15 protein-coding genes and 1 other RNA gene are annotated in these 15,450 nt (G+C 59.0%); 10 read left to right on the forward strand and 6 right to left on the reverse strand.

The window, feature by feature from the left end; all coding sequences use genetic code 11:
- The 4 genes from JQM66_RS05820 to JQM66_RS05835 form a co-directional block, all read left to right on the forward strand.
- On the forward strand, positions 1-754 hold a 754-nt coding region (locus tag JQM66_RS05820; RefSeq protein WP_235228947.1), incomplete at its 5' end, for an amidohydrolase family protein.
- 212 nt (positions 755-966) lie between these two features.
- A complete protein-coding gene (locus JQM66_RS05825; protein ID WP_235228948.1) occupies positions 967-1,539 on the forward strand; it encodes a TetR/AcrR family transcriptional regulator in 573 nt (190 codons plus the stop codon).
- A complete protein-coding gene (rsgA, locus tag JQM66_RS05830) occupies positions 1,536-2,570 on the forward strand; it encodes a ribosome small subunit-dependent GTPase A (RefSeq protein WP_235228949.1) in 1,035 nt (344 codons plus the stop codon). Before JQM66_RS05825 ends, rsgA begins: the two co-directional genes overlap by 4 nt.
- Positions 2,571-2,575: 5 nt before the next feature.
- Complete coding sequence (locus JQM66_RS05835) at positions 2,576-3,292, forward strand: SAM-dependent methyltransferase (protein WP_235228950.1); 717 nt, start codon at positions 2,576-2,578, stop codon at positions 3,290-3,292.
- Positions 3,293-3,730: 438 nt separating this feature from the next.
- On the opposite strand, the gene ssrA is transcribed toward JQM66_RS05835, so the two are convergent.
- The 4 genes from ssrA to smpB form a co-directional block, all read right to left on the reverse strand.
- Positions 3,731-4,078: a transfer-messenger RNA gene (ssrA, locus tag JQM66_RS05840) on the reverse strand.
- A gap of 326 nt (positions 4,079-4,404) precedes the next feature.
- Positions 4,405-5,163 carry an SDR family NAD(P)-dependent oxidoreductase gene (locus tag JQM66_RS05845; RefSeq protein ID WP_235228951.1) on the reverse strand — a complete coding sequence of 253 codons (759 nt, stop codon included), beginning with the start codon at positions 5,161-5,163 and terminating at the stop codon, positions 4,405-4,407.
- A gap of 34 nt (positions 5,164-5,197) precedes the next feature.
- Positions 5,198-5,722: a peptidylprolyl isomerase gene (locus tag JQM66_RS05850; protein ID WP_235228952.1), complete on the reverse strand. Its 525-nt coding sequence runs from the start codon at positions 5,720-5,722 to the stop codon at positions 5,198-5,200.
- Positions 5,723-5,724: 2 nt separating this feature from the next.
- A complete protein-coding gene (gene smpB, locus JQM66_RS05855; protein WP_328284118.1) occupies positions 5,725-6,207 on the reverse strand; it encodes an SsrA-binding protein SmpB in 483 nt (160 codons plus the stop codon).
- A gap of 143 nt (positions 6,208-6,350) precedes the next feature.
- Here smpB and JQM66_RS05860 point away from each other — a divergent pair, with 143 nt between their 5' ends.
- From JQM66_RS05860 to JQM66_RS05885, 6 genes are all read left to right on the forward strand, one after another.
- The gene (locus JQM66_RS05860; RefSeq protein ID WP_235228953.1) at positions 6,351-6,899 is read left to right on the forward strand and encodes an NUDIX domain-containing protein; all 549 of its coding nucleotides are present in this window, start codon (positions 6,351-6,353) and stop codon (positions 6,897-6,899) included.
- A gap of 11 nt (positions 6,900-6,910) precedes the next feature.
- The gene (locus tag JQM66_RS05865; RefSeq protein ID WP_235228954.1) at positions 6,911-7,621 is read left to right on the forward strand and encodes a response regulator; all 711 of its coding nucleotides are present in this window, start codon (positions 6,911-6,913) and stop codon (positions 7,619-7,621) included.
- A 409-nt stretch (positions 7,622-8,030) separates the two neighbouring features.
- On the forward strand, positions 8,031-9,839 hold the full coding sequence (locus JQM66_RS05870) for an ATP-binding protein (RefSeq protein ID WP_235228955.1): 1,809 nt from the start codon (positions 8,031-8,033) through the stop codon (positions 9,837-9,839).
- 28 nt (positions 9,840-9,867) lie between these two features.
- Entirely contained in the window at positions 9,868-11,133 is a 1,266-nt protein-coding gene (locus JQM66_RS05875; protein WP_235228956.1) for a hypothetical protein, read from the forward strand.
- 26 nt (positions 11,134-11,159) lie between these two features.
- Complete coding sequence (locus tag JQM66_RS05880) at positions 11,160-11,969, forward strand: hypothetical protein (protein ID WP_235228957.1); 810 nt, start codon at positions 11,160-11,162, stop codon at positions 11,967-11,969.
- Positions 11,970-12,036: 67 nt separating this feature from the next.
- A complete protein-coding gene (locus JQM66_RS05885) occupies positions 12,037-13,035 on the forward strand; it encodes a lipoate--protein ligase (protein WP_235228958.1) in 999 nt (332 codons plus the stop codon).
- A gap of 52 nt (positions 13,036-13,087) precedes the next feature.
- Here the strand turns inward: JQM66_RS05885 and JQM66_RS05890 are convergent, their stop codons facing one another.
- Positions 13,088-13,996: an NAD(P)-dependent oxidoreductase gene (locus JQM66_RS05890; protein WP_235228959.1), complete on the reverse strand. Its 909-nt coding sequence runs from the start codon at positions 13,994-13,996 to the stop codon at positions 13,088-13,090.
- Positions 13,997-14,120: 124 nt separating this feature from the next.
- A complete protein-coding gene (serC, locus tag JQM66_RS05895; RefSeq protein ID WP_235228960.1) occupies positions 14,121-15,209 on the reverse strand; it encodes a 3-phosphoserine/phosphohydroxythreonine transaminase in 1,089 nt (362 codons plus the stop codon).
- Positions 15,210-15,450 lie beyond the last annotated feature (241 nt).

Here is a 15,450-nt window from a genome sequence, read left to right on the forward strand (position 1 = left end):
GACCCGCCCCCCCTATCTGGAGGCCGAGGCCGTCAGCCGCCTGCTGCGCATCGCCCAGGCAGCCGATGCCCCTGTGGTCATCGTCCATCTGACCAATCAGGAAGCTCTCAAAGAAGTCCAGCACGCCCGTGACCGGGGACAGAAGGTCTATGTGGAGACCTGCCCCCAGTACCTGCTGCTGGATGACAGCGTCTATTTCAATGAGGACTATTCCCAGGCGGCCCGGTACGTCTGCGCGCCTCCCATCCGGGAGAAGGGCCAGCAGGACCTGCTGTGGAAAGCCCTTCGCCGGGGCGACATTCAGACCATCTCCACGGACCACTGCTCCTTCACCCTGGAGCAAAAGGAGGCGGGCCGGGGCGACTTCACCAAGATTCCCGGCGGTCTGCCGGGCGTGGAGACCCGGGGCGAGCTGATTTATTCCTACGGCGTGGCGAAAAAGCGTATCAGCGCCCAGCGGATGTGCCGCCTGCTGAGCGAGAATCCCGCCCGGATGTACGGTCTCTTCCCCCGGAAGGGCCGGCTGGCCCCCGGCAGCGACGCCGACATCGTGGTCTACGACCCCGGCAACAGCCACGTGATCCGGGCCGCCGACTGCGTGGCCAACGTGGACTACAATCCCTACGAGGGCTTTATCACCGCCGGCGGCATCCGGCAGGTATGGCTGAGGGGACATCTGGCCGTGGAGGGCGGCAATGTGCTGGACAGCGAACCCCAGGGCAAGTATATGGCCCGGGGCAAGTGCAGTCTGTAAAAAACGGCGGCAGTCCCTGATTTCGGAACCGCCTCCAAAACAGTCAAAGAAAATACCGAGTAACAGCAGATGCCTGCAGGATCGGTACAGTCCGAACGTGATTGTATCCATCCTGCAGGCATTTTACTTTCCTAAAAATTTGTCTTGACAGCTAATAATTATTAGCCTATTATGTAGCTAATGATTATTAGCCATTGGGGGGAGGGAGTGGTATGATGAAGACTGAAACAACGAAACAGAGGATCCTGACAGAAGCAATCAAGCTGTTTGCGAAAGAGGGGTATGAAGCGGTCAGTGTGGATCAGATCGCAAAGGCTGTGGGCATCAAAGCCCCATCCCTCTATAAGCATTACAAAAACAAACGCGATATCTTTGACAGTATCTTACAGGTCATGGAACAGCGGGACGGAGAAAACGCAGCCGCCTGTTCTTTGCCGGAAGGAACGGCAGAGGCCATGCCGGAAGCCTATGAACGATCGTCCATAGAGGATCTGATCACATTCAGCAAACAGCAATTCCGTTATTGGGCGGAAGATGATTTTGCATCAGCTTTCCGGAAGATGCTGACGGTGGAACAATACCGCAGCGAGGAAATGAACCATCTTTACCACCAGTATCTAGGTGCCGGCCCGCTGAAATATGTTGCAGATTTGTTGAGCTCTCAGGCAGAGGCCCTGGCATTTTATGGCCCCATGTACCTGTTGTACAGCGTCTATGACGACGCAGAGGACAAGGCGTCCGTGTGCGCCTTGCTGGATACCCATTTGGAGAGGTGGCGCAAATGAGTTTTCATATCCCGGACCGTTGGGCGGCACTGGCTTCTCAGTATCCTGAACTGGTGACAGGTCGAATCACTTTACAGGAAAAGGGCATGTATCGGATCCGCACCAGCGCGGGCGAACAGAACGCTCTTGTTTCCGGCAAGTTCCAATTCGATGCACAGTCCGTGTCCGATTACCCCGCCGTAGGGGATTATGTGCTGGTCAGCTGTGCCGATCCGGATACTGCCATCATCCATCAGGTGCTGCCCCGCAAAAGCATGTTCCTGCGCAAGGCGGCAGGTACTTCCAAAACGGAACAGGTGGTCGCTGCCAATATCGACACCGTGTTCCTGTGTATGAGCCTGAACAACGATTTCAACCTGCGCCGGTTGGAACGCTACCTGGCAGTTGCATGGGAAAGCGGAGCCCAGCCGGTGGTGGTGCTGACAAAAGCGGACTTGTGCGAGGATGTTGCCCGGAAACAGGCGGAGGTGGAATCCATTGCCATGGGCGCAGCGGTTCTGACCACCTCTGCCATGGAACTGGACGGATACCGGCAGATCATGCCCCATATCACGGAGGGCAAAACCGTTGCCTTTGTGGGTTCGTCCGGTGTGGGCAAGTCCACGCTGATCAACCGCCTGCTGGGGGAAGAACGCCTGGCAACAAACGGCCTGCGAAATGACGATAAGGGCCACCACACCACCACCCATCGGGAACTGCTGTTTCTGCCAAACGGGGCCATGGTCATTGATACACCGGGTATGCGGGAGCTGGGCATGTGGGATGCTGCCTCCGGCGTGGAGCAGACCTTCGCGGATATTGAAGAACTGGCAGCCCGATGCCGCTTCCGCAACTGTTCCCACACCAGCGAGCCGGGCTGTGCCGTCCGTGACGCCATCCGCCGCGGCGAACTGGACAGCGGCCGCTGGCAGTCCTATCAAAAGCTGAAAAGCGAAAATTCCTATGCTGCCGACAGTGAAAGTTATCTGGCCGCAAAGGAAAAGAAATTCAAAGAGATCTCGAAAATCAACAAATACAACAAAAAGAGGTGATATCCATGAAATATCCATTGAATGAAAAATATTCCTCGCCGGAGCTCATGGCGAAGATCATGGGGCCAAACCCTATGAAACTGGAGGAAGAACTGCTGGCTGGCCATCTGATTCCTGCCGGAAGTGTGGTCTGTGACCTGGGCAGCGGGCAGGGCCTGACCAGCGTGTTCCTGGCAAAGGAATACGGCTTTACGGTCTATGCCGCAGACCTGTGGAGCGATCCCGAGGAAAACCGGCAGTTTTTCCGGGAAATGGGACTGTCTGACGCCGAAATCATCCCGGTCAAAGCGGATGCAACAGACCTGCCGTTTGAAAAAGGATTCTTTGACAGCATCGTCAGCACGGATTCCTATAACTATTTTGGCCGCAACCCGGAGTACCTGGACGAAAAGCTGCTGCCCTTTGTCAAGAAGGGCGGATATGTCTACATTGCGATCCCGGGCATGAAGCAGGATTGCCACGATCATTTGCCTCCGGAATTGCTGCTGTCCTGGACGCCGGAGCAGCTGGACTATATGCATGATGTGGCTTACTGGCGCGACATGGTCGGCCAGAGCCGGGATGCCGAGATCATTGAGGTCAGTGAGATGGAGTCCAACGAAGAAGTCTGGGCGGACTGGCTGCGGCAGGAAAACGAGTACGCGGTGGGTGACCGCAAAGCCATGGAAGCCGGCGGAGGAAGGTATCTGAACTTTGTCAAAATTGTGCTGAGGAAAAAATGAGATCAGGAGTTTTTCTGACTGTGACCTGAAAGAAAAAACGCGGCCCCTTGGATATGTTGAGCTGAATGTCTCACATATCCAAGGGGCCGTTTCTCAGATTGAGAGATGACTTTTGAAAAAAGTCGCCGCAAGCGATATGACGCTTGCCCCCTATCGTTCCCTCCTCAGCCGCGAATCCAGCGAAGCGAATCGTGGCTGAAAGCGAAGAAAAAGCACGTTCGGCGTATTATGAAAATGCCCTAAGGCCTTTTCATCGCCTTAGGGCATTTTCTGAGCTGTAAGGCATGGACGATTTGGATATTTTCGTCTCTTATCCGAACCGGAATCCAGCGAAGCGAATCCGGTTCGGGAGCGAGGAGCAGCAGAATGAGCGCGGGATGAGATTTTGATGCGGAGCATAAAAATCTCGTCGCAAGCGATATGACGCTTGCGACGAGCTGGTGGAGGTGGGGGGAGTTGAACCCCCGTCCGAAAGCACTTTAACGGGACTTTCTCCGGGCGCAGTCAGGTTTCAAAATTCCCGCCCCGCAAAGACACCTGACAGACTTTGCGGCTTAGTAGAGTCATGATGCGTGGGCAGGTCAACTCTTTCCTGCCTCACGGACGCCACATCAACGACGCCTTCCCCGGCCTGTGGCCTCTCCGGTTCAGACGGCCGCCTTTAATTAGGCAGCAATAGCAACAGTGTTGTTGTTATTTAATTTATAAATTGCCCGTTTTATGGCGGTCAGGCGCCGCCGCCCGCTTGTCCCGCCTCCATACCCCCGTCGAAACCGGTACACCCCCTCGTCAATACAAACTGCGCTCCACGCACTCCCGGCTTACGCCGAGAGTTCGCAACGCTCCGTTTGTCTTTCCTCTTCCAATCGAACCCGCTTCGCTGGGCTTCGATTGGGTTCCTGGAGTTGGGGCAAACTTCACTACATTCGCTCCCGGCTTGCGCCGAGAGTTCGCGCCGTTCCGTTGCCCCTCCTCTCCAAATCAGAAACGCTGTGCTGATTTCTAATTTGGTTCAGGGATCCGTTTTGGGTCTTGGAATTGGGATCACTGTCACGTATCGTAACACATTTCAACGTCGAAATGTGTTACGATTTCGTGACATTTTTAATTTTTCAGGTTTTTGCGAATTTGACCATCAGCTTCACCGGAGTGATCTTGGCCAACACCCGGTAGAACTTATAGAACAGCTTGGGTGTATAGATGGTCCGGCCTGCCCGGGCAGCGCGGAGGGCACCGCCTGCTACCCGCACCTGGTCACAGTAGGGCAGGGTGGCAAACATCTTGGAGTTGCCCGTGATGTTGCCCACATCCAGGAACTCGGTCTTCATGGGGCCGGGGCAGACCGCCGTGACGGTAATGCCCTTGGGCTTCAGCTCCTCCGCCAGTCCCACGGTGAAGGAACTGACGTATGCCTTGGTGGAGGAGTAGACCGTCATGCGGGGATTGGGGCAGAAGGAGGCGATGGAGGACACGTTCAGGATGCAGCCGCCGGGAGCCATGAAGGGCACCGTGATGTTGGTGACCGCCGTCAGAGCCCGCAGGTTCAGGTCGATCATCCGGGTCTGGGAGGCGGTATCCACCTCGCCGATGTTTCCCAAGTAGCCGCAGCCGGCGTTATTCACCAGCAGCACCACCTCCGGCTGCTGGGCGCTGAGCTTCTCCTGGAGGGCCATAAAGCTCATGGTGTCGCACAGATCCATGGACAGGCACTCAACCTGCTTGTCCGGAAGGGACGCCGCCAGCTCCTCCAGCCGGTCCGCCCGGCGGGCAATGAGCCAGTAGCACTCCACCTCGGGAAATACATCCGCCAGCTGGCGGACAAATTCCCGTCCAAGTCCGGTGGACGCACCGGTGACGATGGCAGTTTTCATAGGGCCGCCTCCTTTGATTTTATGTGATTTTATGTTAGTGGGTCTCGGGCGCGGGATACTCCACGCCCTGGGTGTCCACCCGGATGGAGCCGATGACCACATCCTTCTTGGGCTTGTCGTTCATCATGTTCCGCTGGACCCGGGAGATATCGATGGCGATCTCCTGACCCTCGGTGATCTGGCCGAAGGCGGCGTACTGGCCATCCAGATGGGGAGCGGGGGCCACCATGATGAAGAACTGGCTGCCGGCGGAGTTGGGAGCCATGGTGCGGGCCATGGACAGCACGCCGGTGGTGTGGACCAGGTCGTTCTGGCGGAAGCCGTTGGCGGCGAACTCGCCGTTGATCTCATAGCCGGGGCCGCCCATGCCGTTGCCGTTGGGGCAGCCGCCCTGGATCATGAAGCCGGGGATGACCCGGTGGAAGATCAGGCCGTCATAGAAGCCCTTGTTGGCCAGAGAGATGAAGTTGTTGACGGTGTTGGGGGCCTTCTCGGGGTACAGCTCGCCGGTCATGACCCGGCCGTCCTCCATGGTGATGGTAACAATAGGATTGGACATGGTTATCGATTCCTCTCTTTCATGGTGCGGTCGATCTCCCGCCTGGCGTCCCGCTTGGCGGTGGCCTCCCGCTTGTCGTAGTTTTTCTTGCCCTTGCACAGGCCCACCTCCACCTTGACCCGGGCGTCCTTGAAGTAGACGCTCAGGGGCACCAGGGTGTAGCCGTCCTGCTTGATGAGGGCGTGGAGCTTGCGGATCTCCCGCTTGTGCATCAGGAGCCGCCGGGTGCGGACAGGGTCCTTGTTGAAAATGTTGCCCTTTTCGTAGGGAGAGATGTGGAGGCTGTGGACAAACAGCTCTCCGTCCTTGACGGTGCAGTAGGAGTCCTTCAGGTTCAGCGTGCCGGCCCGGATGGACTTGACCTCCGTACCGGCCAGCTCAATGCCGGCCTCGTACTTGTCCTCCACGAAGTAGTCGTGGTACGCCTTGCGGTTCTGTGCCGCGATCTTGATGCCCTTTTTCTCCGTGGGGCTCACCTCTTTCACTGGAAAGTTTTTATAGTATAGCACAGCTTATGGAAATCTTCAAGTGGCAGAACGGGGTTGGCAATGTTGCATACCTGTGCTATAATAACTTGATTATATATTGTAAGCTGCTTTTCTGAAAAGCAAACGAGAGGTGTCAATTTATGCTGCAGCCAAAGGACCTGACTGAGAAGACCCTCAGCCGGGAAGATAAATACCAGGGCCGCATCCTCAGCGTCCATGTGGACGAGGTGCTGCTGCCCAACGGGAATACCTCCACCCGGGAAGTGGTGGACCATGTGGACGGCGTGGCCGTGCTGGCTCTGGACGACCGGAACAACGTGCTGACCGTCACCCAGTACCGCTATGTATTCGGCAAAACGCTGCTGGAACTGCCCGCCGGCAAGCTGGACCCGGGCGAGGACCCGGTGACCGGCGCCCTGCGGGAACTGAAGGAGGAGACCGGCGCCGTGCCGGACATCTTCCTGCCCCTGGGGCGCATCATCCCGGCTCCCGGCTGCTACGGCGAGGTGCTGTACCTGTTCCTGGCCCGGGGGCTCCGCATGGAGGACCAGCATCTGGACCCGGACGAATTTTTGAATGTGGAGCGCATCCCCTTTGAAGAGATGGTCCACCGCTGCCTCACCGGCGAGATCGAGGACGCCAAGACCGTGGCCGCCGTGCTGAAGGCCAAGCTCCAGCTGAATCTGTAAGGGAGGACTTTATGGACAATCAGAAGACTGTCCTTATCGTAGAGGACGAGAAAAACATCGTGGATATCGTAAAGTTCAACCTCCAGCGGGAGGGCTACCGGACTCTGGAGGCCTATGACGGGCAGGACGGCCTGGACAAGGCCCGGACGGAAAACCCGGATCTGATCCTGCTGGATGTCATGCTGCCCAGGATGATCGGCTTTGATGTATGCAAGACCCTGCGGGCCGAGGGCAACAACGTGCCGGTCATCATCCTGACCGCCCGGGAGGAGGAAGCGGACAAGGTCCTGGGCCTGGAGATCGGCGCAGATGACTACATTACCAAGCCCTTTTCCATGCGGGAGCTGATCGCCCGGGTGGCCGCCAATATCCGCCGCAGTGCCATGGTTGCCGCAGCGGCCCCGGCCGCCTCTGCCAGTGCCATGCCCGTGGCAGGGGACCTGTCCATCAACACGGACAGCCACCAGGTCTTCCGGGGCGGCAAGCCCGTGGACCTGACTCAGCGGGAATACGAGCTGCTGACCTTCCTGGCCAGCCATCCCAACAAGGTCTATTCCCGTGTGGACCTGATGGAACAGGTGTGGAACTACGGCTACGTGGGCGACGACGTGCGCACGGTGGACGTGACCGTCCGCCGCCTGCGGGAGAAGATCGAAGCCGACCCGGCCAACCCCGCGTACATACTGACACGGCGGGGTGCGGGATACTACTTTTCTGTATAAAGGGGGACGCCGCATCCGTAAAGCAGCAAAGCTGCTAACGGCTGCGCAGTAGATTCCCCCTCACCACCTCGTCAGAACAAGCTGCACTCCGTGCGCTTCCGCTTTTGGCGAAAGCGCACACCACTCCGCTTGTTCTTCCTCTCCCCACCGAACCCGCTCCGCTGGGCTTCGGCGGGGACCCCTTTAGCCGCGTCACTGGTGAGCGTGCCCCAAGGGCACGCGGGCCAAGGTATTTTTGTCAGGTACAGAAGGTGAATTGCCGCAAAGCGGCAAGAGAAGCCGCCCTGGAGCGCGCCCTGACAAAAATAATTGAATTCGTTCATTCGCCGAAGTCGAATGAACTGGGGAAACCATAGGTTCCCCAGCCCCTTCCTTTTTCACTCCTATCCTTTAAAGAAGGTGATTTGATATGTTCCGCAGTCTCCATATGAAGCTGACGCTGATCCTGCTGCTGCTGATCTCGTCCCTGATGGCGGTAGTGGGTGCGTTTCTGACCACCAGTGTGTCCAGCTTCTATATCAACACCTTCTATGAGCAGATCGACAGTGTGTTCGGCCAGGACCAGAAGTCCTTCGTGGCGGACCTCCGCAGCGGCGCGGCCCAGTCAGATGGCGCCGCCCTCATCAAGGAGATGCTGGAGGTTCGGGCCGGTGAGTTGGGCGTCGACTACCGCACCCGGAACTACTTCGTGCTGGACGGTATCACCGGGGACTACCTGGACGGCTCCGCCGGGGAAGATGCCCTTCCCCGGGAGCAGAGCCCCAATCTGCTGACTGCCCGGAACTCCGTGGTCTCCGGTGACGGCACCACCGTGGGGGATGACAGCGACATCACCGCCGATTACATGGATGTGGCCGTGCCTATCCTGGGAGACGGTAACTCCTTTATCATCTATATCCTGGACAATAAGGACACGGTTTCCGAGCTCAACAGCCAGCTGTCCCTGCTGATCATGCAGGCGCTGGTCATCGGCCTTCTGATCTCCGTGCTGCTGAGCTTCCTGCTGTCCAAGACCATGGTAGGCCCCATCGAAAAGCTGACTGCCGGCGCCGAAAAGGTGGCAGCCGGTGACTTTGACAGCGAGCTGCCGGTGGAATCCACCGACGAGATTGGCATCCTGACCGGCACCTTCAACGAAATGGCCGGAGTCCTGCAGACCACCCTGGCCGCCATGGAGAACGAGCGCAACAAGCTGGATACCCTGTTCCTCCACATGACGGACGGCGTGGTGGCCTTTGACCATGAGGGCCGCCTGATCCACTGCAATCCCGCTGCCAACGATTTGCTGCAGCAGACCGTGGAGCCGGACTGCACCTATGAGGAGCTGCTGGGGGACCTGCACCCCTTCCAGCAGGTGATGGCCCTGCATCAGCCCAACTACGTGGCCGACGAGCTGCGGGTGGGGGAGCGGACCCTGGAGGTCTACCTGGCCCCCTTCTCCTCCAAGGACCAGGGCGGCGTCCTGATCGTGCTGCATGACGTGACGGAGCAGCACCGCAACGAGGAGCGGCGGAAGGAATTCGTGGCCAATGTGTCCCATGAACTGCGGACCCCCCTGACCAATGTCCGCAGCTACGCCGAGACTTTGCGGGATTCGGGCGGCGACATTCCCCAGGAGATGGCCAACAGCTTCCTGGACATCATCATCAACGAGACCGACCGCATGACCCACATCGTGCAGGATCTGCTGACCCTCAGCCGCCTGGATGCCGGCAACGCGGAGCTGGTGCTCTCCCGCTTCCCCTTTGGGGAGGCCATCGAGAGCGTGGCCCGGGCCAACGCCCTGAATGCCAAACAGCGGGGCCACGAGCTGGTCTACGATCCCCCCGAGAGCCTGCCGCTCATCACCGGCGACCGTAGCCGTCTGGAGCAGGTCATGACCAACGTGGTGGGCAACGCCATCAAATACACCCCCGACGGCGGCCACATCCGCATCACCGCCGGGTCCACGGAGGACACCGTCTGGATGGAGGTGTCCGACGACGGCATCGGCATCCCGGAAAAGGACCGGGAGCACATCTTCGACCGCTTCTACCGGGTGGACAAGGCCCGGTCCCGGGAATCCGGCGGTACCGGCCTGGGCCTCTCCATCGCCCGGGAGATCGCCCAGCGCCACAACGGCACCCTGGCCCTGATGCCCCACGAGGGCAAGGGCACCACCATCCGCCTGACGTTGCCCATCACCCAGAAGAAGGGACCTTCCGCGGACGGAGAATAACTGCACGTTTTAAGAGAGGAGGGACGGTATGAACGACAAAAAGCGCAGGCGCAGAGATTTTATCCAGAATCTCTCCATTGCTCTGCTGGCCGTCTCCGCCGTCCTCCTGTTTGCCAAAATGTACAATCTGGGCGGCGCTGTCGGGGACTGGCAGCTGCTGCCCTACTCCGGCACCCAGGCACCGAACAGCGGTACCGGACAGACCGCGCCGCTTTCCGCACCGGTGCAGGCGGCGGTCACCGGTCCCTATGGCCGCTTTGGCAGCGTGACCCTCACCACGGCGGATGAGGACTTTTCCCCTCTGCGTTCCCTGCTGGAGCAGGCCCTTGGATCTGCCGACACCGGGACTCCCTGCGGTACGGAGGAGTTTCTGGAGACACTGAAGGGTACTTCTGTCTACTGTGACTTTTTTTCCCCCTTGCCGCTGACGGTGCTGGCGGAGCTGATGTGGACTTCCGGCGGAGACGAAGCCATTTATGCCCGGCGGCTGGCGGTGGCGGAACGGGAGGGGCGGGTAGTGCTGTACCTGTGGGACGGCGAAGAGACCTGCTTGCGCTGCGATACTGCACTGACGGCCGAGGCTCTGCTGGACACCGTTGGCCGGTATGAGCTTGGCAACGCCCAGTTTGCTCTGAATGTTGCAGCGCAGTATCCCATGCTGGACCCCTGCTCTCTGTTCCTGGAGGAAGAGCCGGAGCTGCCCGTGCTGTCCGCCGCCCTTTCCGTGTCGGACACGGACCGCCTGTTGACGGTCATGGGATTCAATCCAAACACCCAAAACCGCTATCCGGATGCCAGCGGTACCCAGGTCATTATGGAAAATGGCCGCACGCTCCGAATCTATACCGACGGCACGGTCACCTATCTCAGCGGCGGTGATGATGCGCTGTCCATCTCCGCGGATGGGGAGGTCCCCAGCCTGCTGGAGGCTTCTCAAGGATGCGGTTCTCTGCTGAATACGCTGCTGGCTTCCTCGAGCGGAGATGCGGCTATCTGGCTGAAAGATATCCGCCGGAGCGGTACATCTACGACCCTGAGCTTTGGATATCAGGTCAATGGCGTTCCCATCCGCTTTTCTGACGGAGAGCTCGCCGCGGAGATCACCCTCTCCGGCACTGCCATTACCTCCATGACCCTGCGCATGCGGCAATACACTGCTCAGGAGGGAAACGCTTTGCTGCTGCCTTTGCGCCAGGCCCTGGCCGTGGCCGCACGCCATCCCGGCACGGAACTGACCATCGGCTATGTGGATAACAGCTCCGATATTGTCAGTGCCCAGTGGCTGGCTGAGTAATTCGCATTGGGAAGGAGGTCGCCTGGTTGGACCGGTATCTTCTGAAAAACATCATTATCATCATTCTGGTGCTGGTGAACGGCTTTCTGCTGGGCGCCATCACCTTGCGCCAGACCGCCGAGGACCGTTCCCGCCGTCAGGCGGAAGAGCAGCTGGTGGAGCTCTTTGCCGCCGACAGCATCACGCTGGACCCGGATGCCATCTCGGATCAGGTCCCGCCGGCAGCCCTGGCGTTCCTCCGCAGCACGGAGCGGGAGAGGGAAGCGGCTGCATTCTTCCTGGGAGAGACGCTGACACAGGAGGATCGGGGCGGCGGCATCAGTACTTACACCGGTGCTGCAGGGATCGCCACCTTCCGCTCCAATGGCAGCTTTGATATCAAGGGCACTTTGTCTGCGGAGAACGCAGAGACCCTTTGTAAGGACTTCTGCCGGGCATTCTCCTATGGTCAGCCCACCTTCCTGCTGGATCAGGACGGCTCCGGAAGCGGCTCTGCCGTTTACCGCTACAACAAACTGCCGGTGTTTAACTGCACCGTCGCATTCACTCTGGAGAAGGGCGTCCTCACCTCTGTCAGCGGCACGCTGCTGCCGAAAGAGGGGAGCGCTGCCCAGGAGACCAGGGAGCCGCTGACGGCTTCTGCCGCACTGACCACCTTTCAGAAGGTCCACCGGGAGAGCGGCGCCGTAGGCTCCGCCATCACGGAGATGTACGCCTGCTATGAGCTGCAGAGCGCTTCATCCTCCGCACTGTCCCTGGTGCCTGCCTGGTGTGTGGTCACGGACATCGCAAATTATTATGTAAATGCCGTTACCGGATCAGTCACTTCAGGCTGATCCTTTCGACCGGTTTCTGTCAGGAAAAACCGGAAATACAATTATTAGAAAAGACAGGGAAGAACGTATGGCTGACAAAGTACTGTACTTGGAAACGGGGTCTCAGGACCCGGCATTCAATCTGGCCTTTGAGGAATATGTATTGACCCGCCGCAGAGAGGGAGCGTATCTGCTGCTGTGGCAGAACGACAACACCATCGTCATCGGCCAGAACCAGAACGCGGAGGCAGAGATCAACCGAACCTTCGTGGAAGAACACGGCATCCATGTGGTACGCCGGACCACCGGAGGCGGCGCGGTGTATCACGATCTGGGAAATCTGAATTATTCCTTCATCACTGATGTGGGCAACGCGGAGCAGCTGACTATGGAGCGGTTCACCCGCCCTATCGTGGAGGCCCTGAAGGCCCTGGGACTGGACGCGGAGGCCTCCGGCCGCAACGACATTCTGGTGGAAGGACGAAAGATCTCCGGTACGGCCCAGCGGCTGACCCGGGACCGTATCTTGCACCACGGCACCCTGCTGTTCGACGCGGATCCCTCCATGGTGGCCGGTGCTCTGAACGTGGACCCGGAGAAATTCCGCTCCAAGAGTGCCAAGTCCGTCCGCAGCCGCATTGGCAACATCCGGGACTTTTTGAAGGAGGACATGGACCTTCCTGCCTTCTGGGACTATTTGAAGACTGCCCTGGCCGGCAGCGGCTTGGAGCAGACCGCACTGACACCGGAGGAACTGGCAGAGGTGGAGGCGCTGAAAGCAGGGAAGTACGACACTTGGGAGTGGAATTTCGGCCGGTCTCCCCAGTATAACATGACCAACAAGCGCTACTGGCCCGGCGGCTGCCTGGAGGTCCGGGCAGATGTGGCGCAGGGGGTCATCACGGACATTGTTTTCTACGGAGATTTCCTGGCGGTCCGGGGCATGGAGGAAGTGACGGAGGCTCTGCGGGGCTGCCCCTTCCGGGCGGAGGATTTCGGCGCAGTGCTGGACCGCTTCGACCTGTCAAAGTTCTTTGGTGCCATCAGCAAAGAGGAGATCCTGGAAACGGTATTTCATGTCAATTGAAGACAAAAGGCACTCCTGCAAAAGCAGGAGTGCCTTTTTGTCAGAATATGCTTCAGAAATGCTCGATGATGTCCACCAGCTCGGCGCCGATGCGCTTCTGGGCCTCCTTGGTGCCCGCGCCCACATGGGGCATGCAGCTGACTGCCGGGTGGGCGGCCAGCTCCCAGTTGGGGTCTTTCTCGCTGAGCCACACATCCAGGCCCGCGGCCTTCACTTTGCCGCTGTTCAGGGCATCCAGCAGGGCGGCCTCGTCTACGTTGCTGCCCCGGGACACGTTGATGATGACCACGCCGTCCTTCATCTTTGCAAGGCTTTCGGCGTCCACCAGAGGCTTGTCGCCGCCGGGGGCGCAGAGGACGATGATGTCAGACTTCGCCAGCAGTTCATCCATGGAGACGAAGTGCATGGTGTCGCACTCACAGCCCTCGGGCTTGCTGCGGTGGACCACGGACAGCACGTTCATGCCCAGGGCCTGGGCCTTCTCGCCCACCATGCGGCCGATGCGGCCGTAGCCGATGACGCCCATGGTCTTGCCCATGACCTCAAAGCCCTTGGAGTAGGCTTTCTTCTCCCACTTTTTCTCCCGCATGGTGTGCCCGGCGATGGAGATGTTCCGGGCGCAGGAGAACAGCAGGGCAATGGCCAGCTCCGCCACGGCGTTGGAGGAGGCGCGGGGCGTGTTCTTCACGGTGATGCCCGCCGCTTCGGCGTATTTCACGGCGATGTTGTCCACGCCCACACCGGCCCGGACGATCAGCTTCAGGCGGCTGCCCTTGGCAGCGTCGATTTGGGGCTCCTTGATCTTGGTGGCGGAGCGGATGATGACCGCATCGAAGTCCCGCAGGGCCTCGCCCAGCTGGTCAGGCTCATAGAACTGCTCCACGATCTCGTGACCGTCCCGGCGGAGAGTTTCGATGGCGCCGGCGTCCATACCGTCAGTGACCAAAACGCGCATTGACATATTCAATTACCCCTTTTTATCAATTTTCCGGTGTACGCACCCCAGGGGCGTACGTTTATCATTGGAAAATCCCAGCGCCCATTGGGGGACAGGCGCTTGGCAAAAGCCAGGGAGTCAGACGCGGTTACGCGTGCTCTTTTTCGTAAGCCTTCAGGAACTCCACCAGAGCCTCCACGCCTTCCTTAGGCATGGCGTTGTAGATGGAAGCCCGCAGGCCGCCCACGCTCTTGTGGCCCTTCAGGTTGTCGAAACCCGCGGCCTTGGAGGCGGCCACCACGTCGGCGTCCTGCTCCTTGCTGGGAGTGACGAAGGGCACGTTCATCAGGGACCGGTCCTCCTTGCGGACGGCGCCGGTGAACAGCTTGCTCTGGTCCAGGAAGTCGTACAGGATGGCAGCCTTCTCCTCGTTCTTCTTCGCCATGGCTTCCAGACCACCGTTATCCAGCAGGTACTTGAACACCTTGCCGCAGCAGTAGATAGCCCAGCAGTTGGGGGTGTTGTACAGGGAGTCGGCGTCGGCGTGGGTCTTGTAGCTCATGTAAACGGGGGTCTTGGGATCCAGATCCTCCCGGATCAGATCCTCCCGGATGATGACCATGGCCATACCGGCGGGGCCTACGTTCTTCTGGACGCCGGCCCAGATCAGGCCGTACTTGCTGACGTCGCAGGGGCGGGACAGGAACATGGAGGACTGGTCGGACACCAGGATCTTGCCCTTGGTGTTGGGCAGGTTGAAATAAGTAGTGCCGTTGATGGTCTCGTTCTCGCAGATGTAGACGTAATCGGCATCCTCGGGGATGTCCAAGTCAGAGCAGTCGGGGATGTAGGAGAAATTTTCATCCTTGGAGGAGGCCACGATCTTGACCTCGCCGTACTTCTTGGCTTCGGCAATGGCCTTCTTGGACCAGGCGCCGGTCTCCACGTAGCAGGCCACGCCATTCTTCATCAGATTGATGGGGACCATTGCGAACTGGACGGTGCCGCCGCCCTGGACAAACAGGACCTTGTAGTTGTCGGGAATTCCCATCAGCTTCCGGAGGTCGGCTTCGGCCTCGTCACGGATCTGCTGGAACACCTTGGAACGGTGGCTCATCTCCATGACGCACATACCGCTGCCGCGGTAGTTCATCATTTCGGCTGCGATCTCCTCCAGGACGGGCTCGGGCATCATGGCGGGTCCGGCGGAGAAATTATAGGTACGACCGTATTTCATAGCAAAATCCTCCATCTTTTCGTATTTGAACGGGCGTGGGTATCCCCAACGCCAGGGAAAAGGTCGCCCTTTTCCTCGATCTTGCTTTCAGTATACGACAGAGGAACGGGAGAATCAACCGATTCCTGAAATTTTCCGGTGCAAAATAAATAACAGTGGTCCTGACGAAAAAGCAGAGGCCTTCGTAATCGTTTTCCTGAAAAAGGAAAAGAAAGCCCTGGAGGGAATCGGAAAAACACAG

Origin of the sequence: Oscillibacter valericigenes (assembly GCF_021531915.1) — a bacterium.
In the GTDB taxonomy this organism is placed as follows: Bacteria; Bacillota; Clostridia; order Oscillospirales; family Oscillospiraceae; genus Oscillibacter; species Oscillibacter valericigenes_A.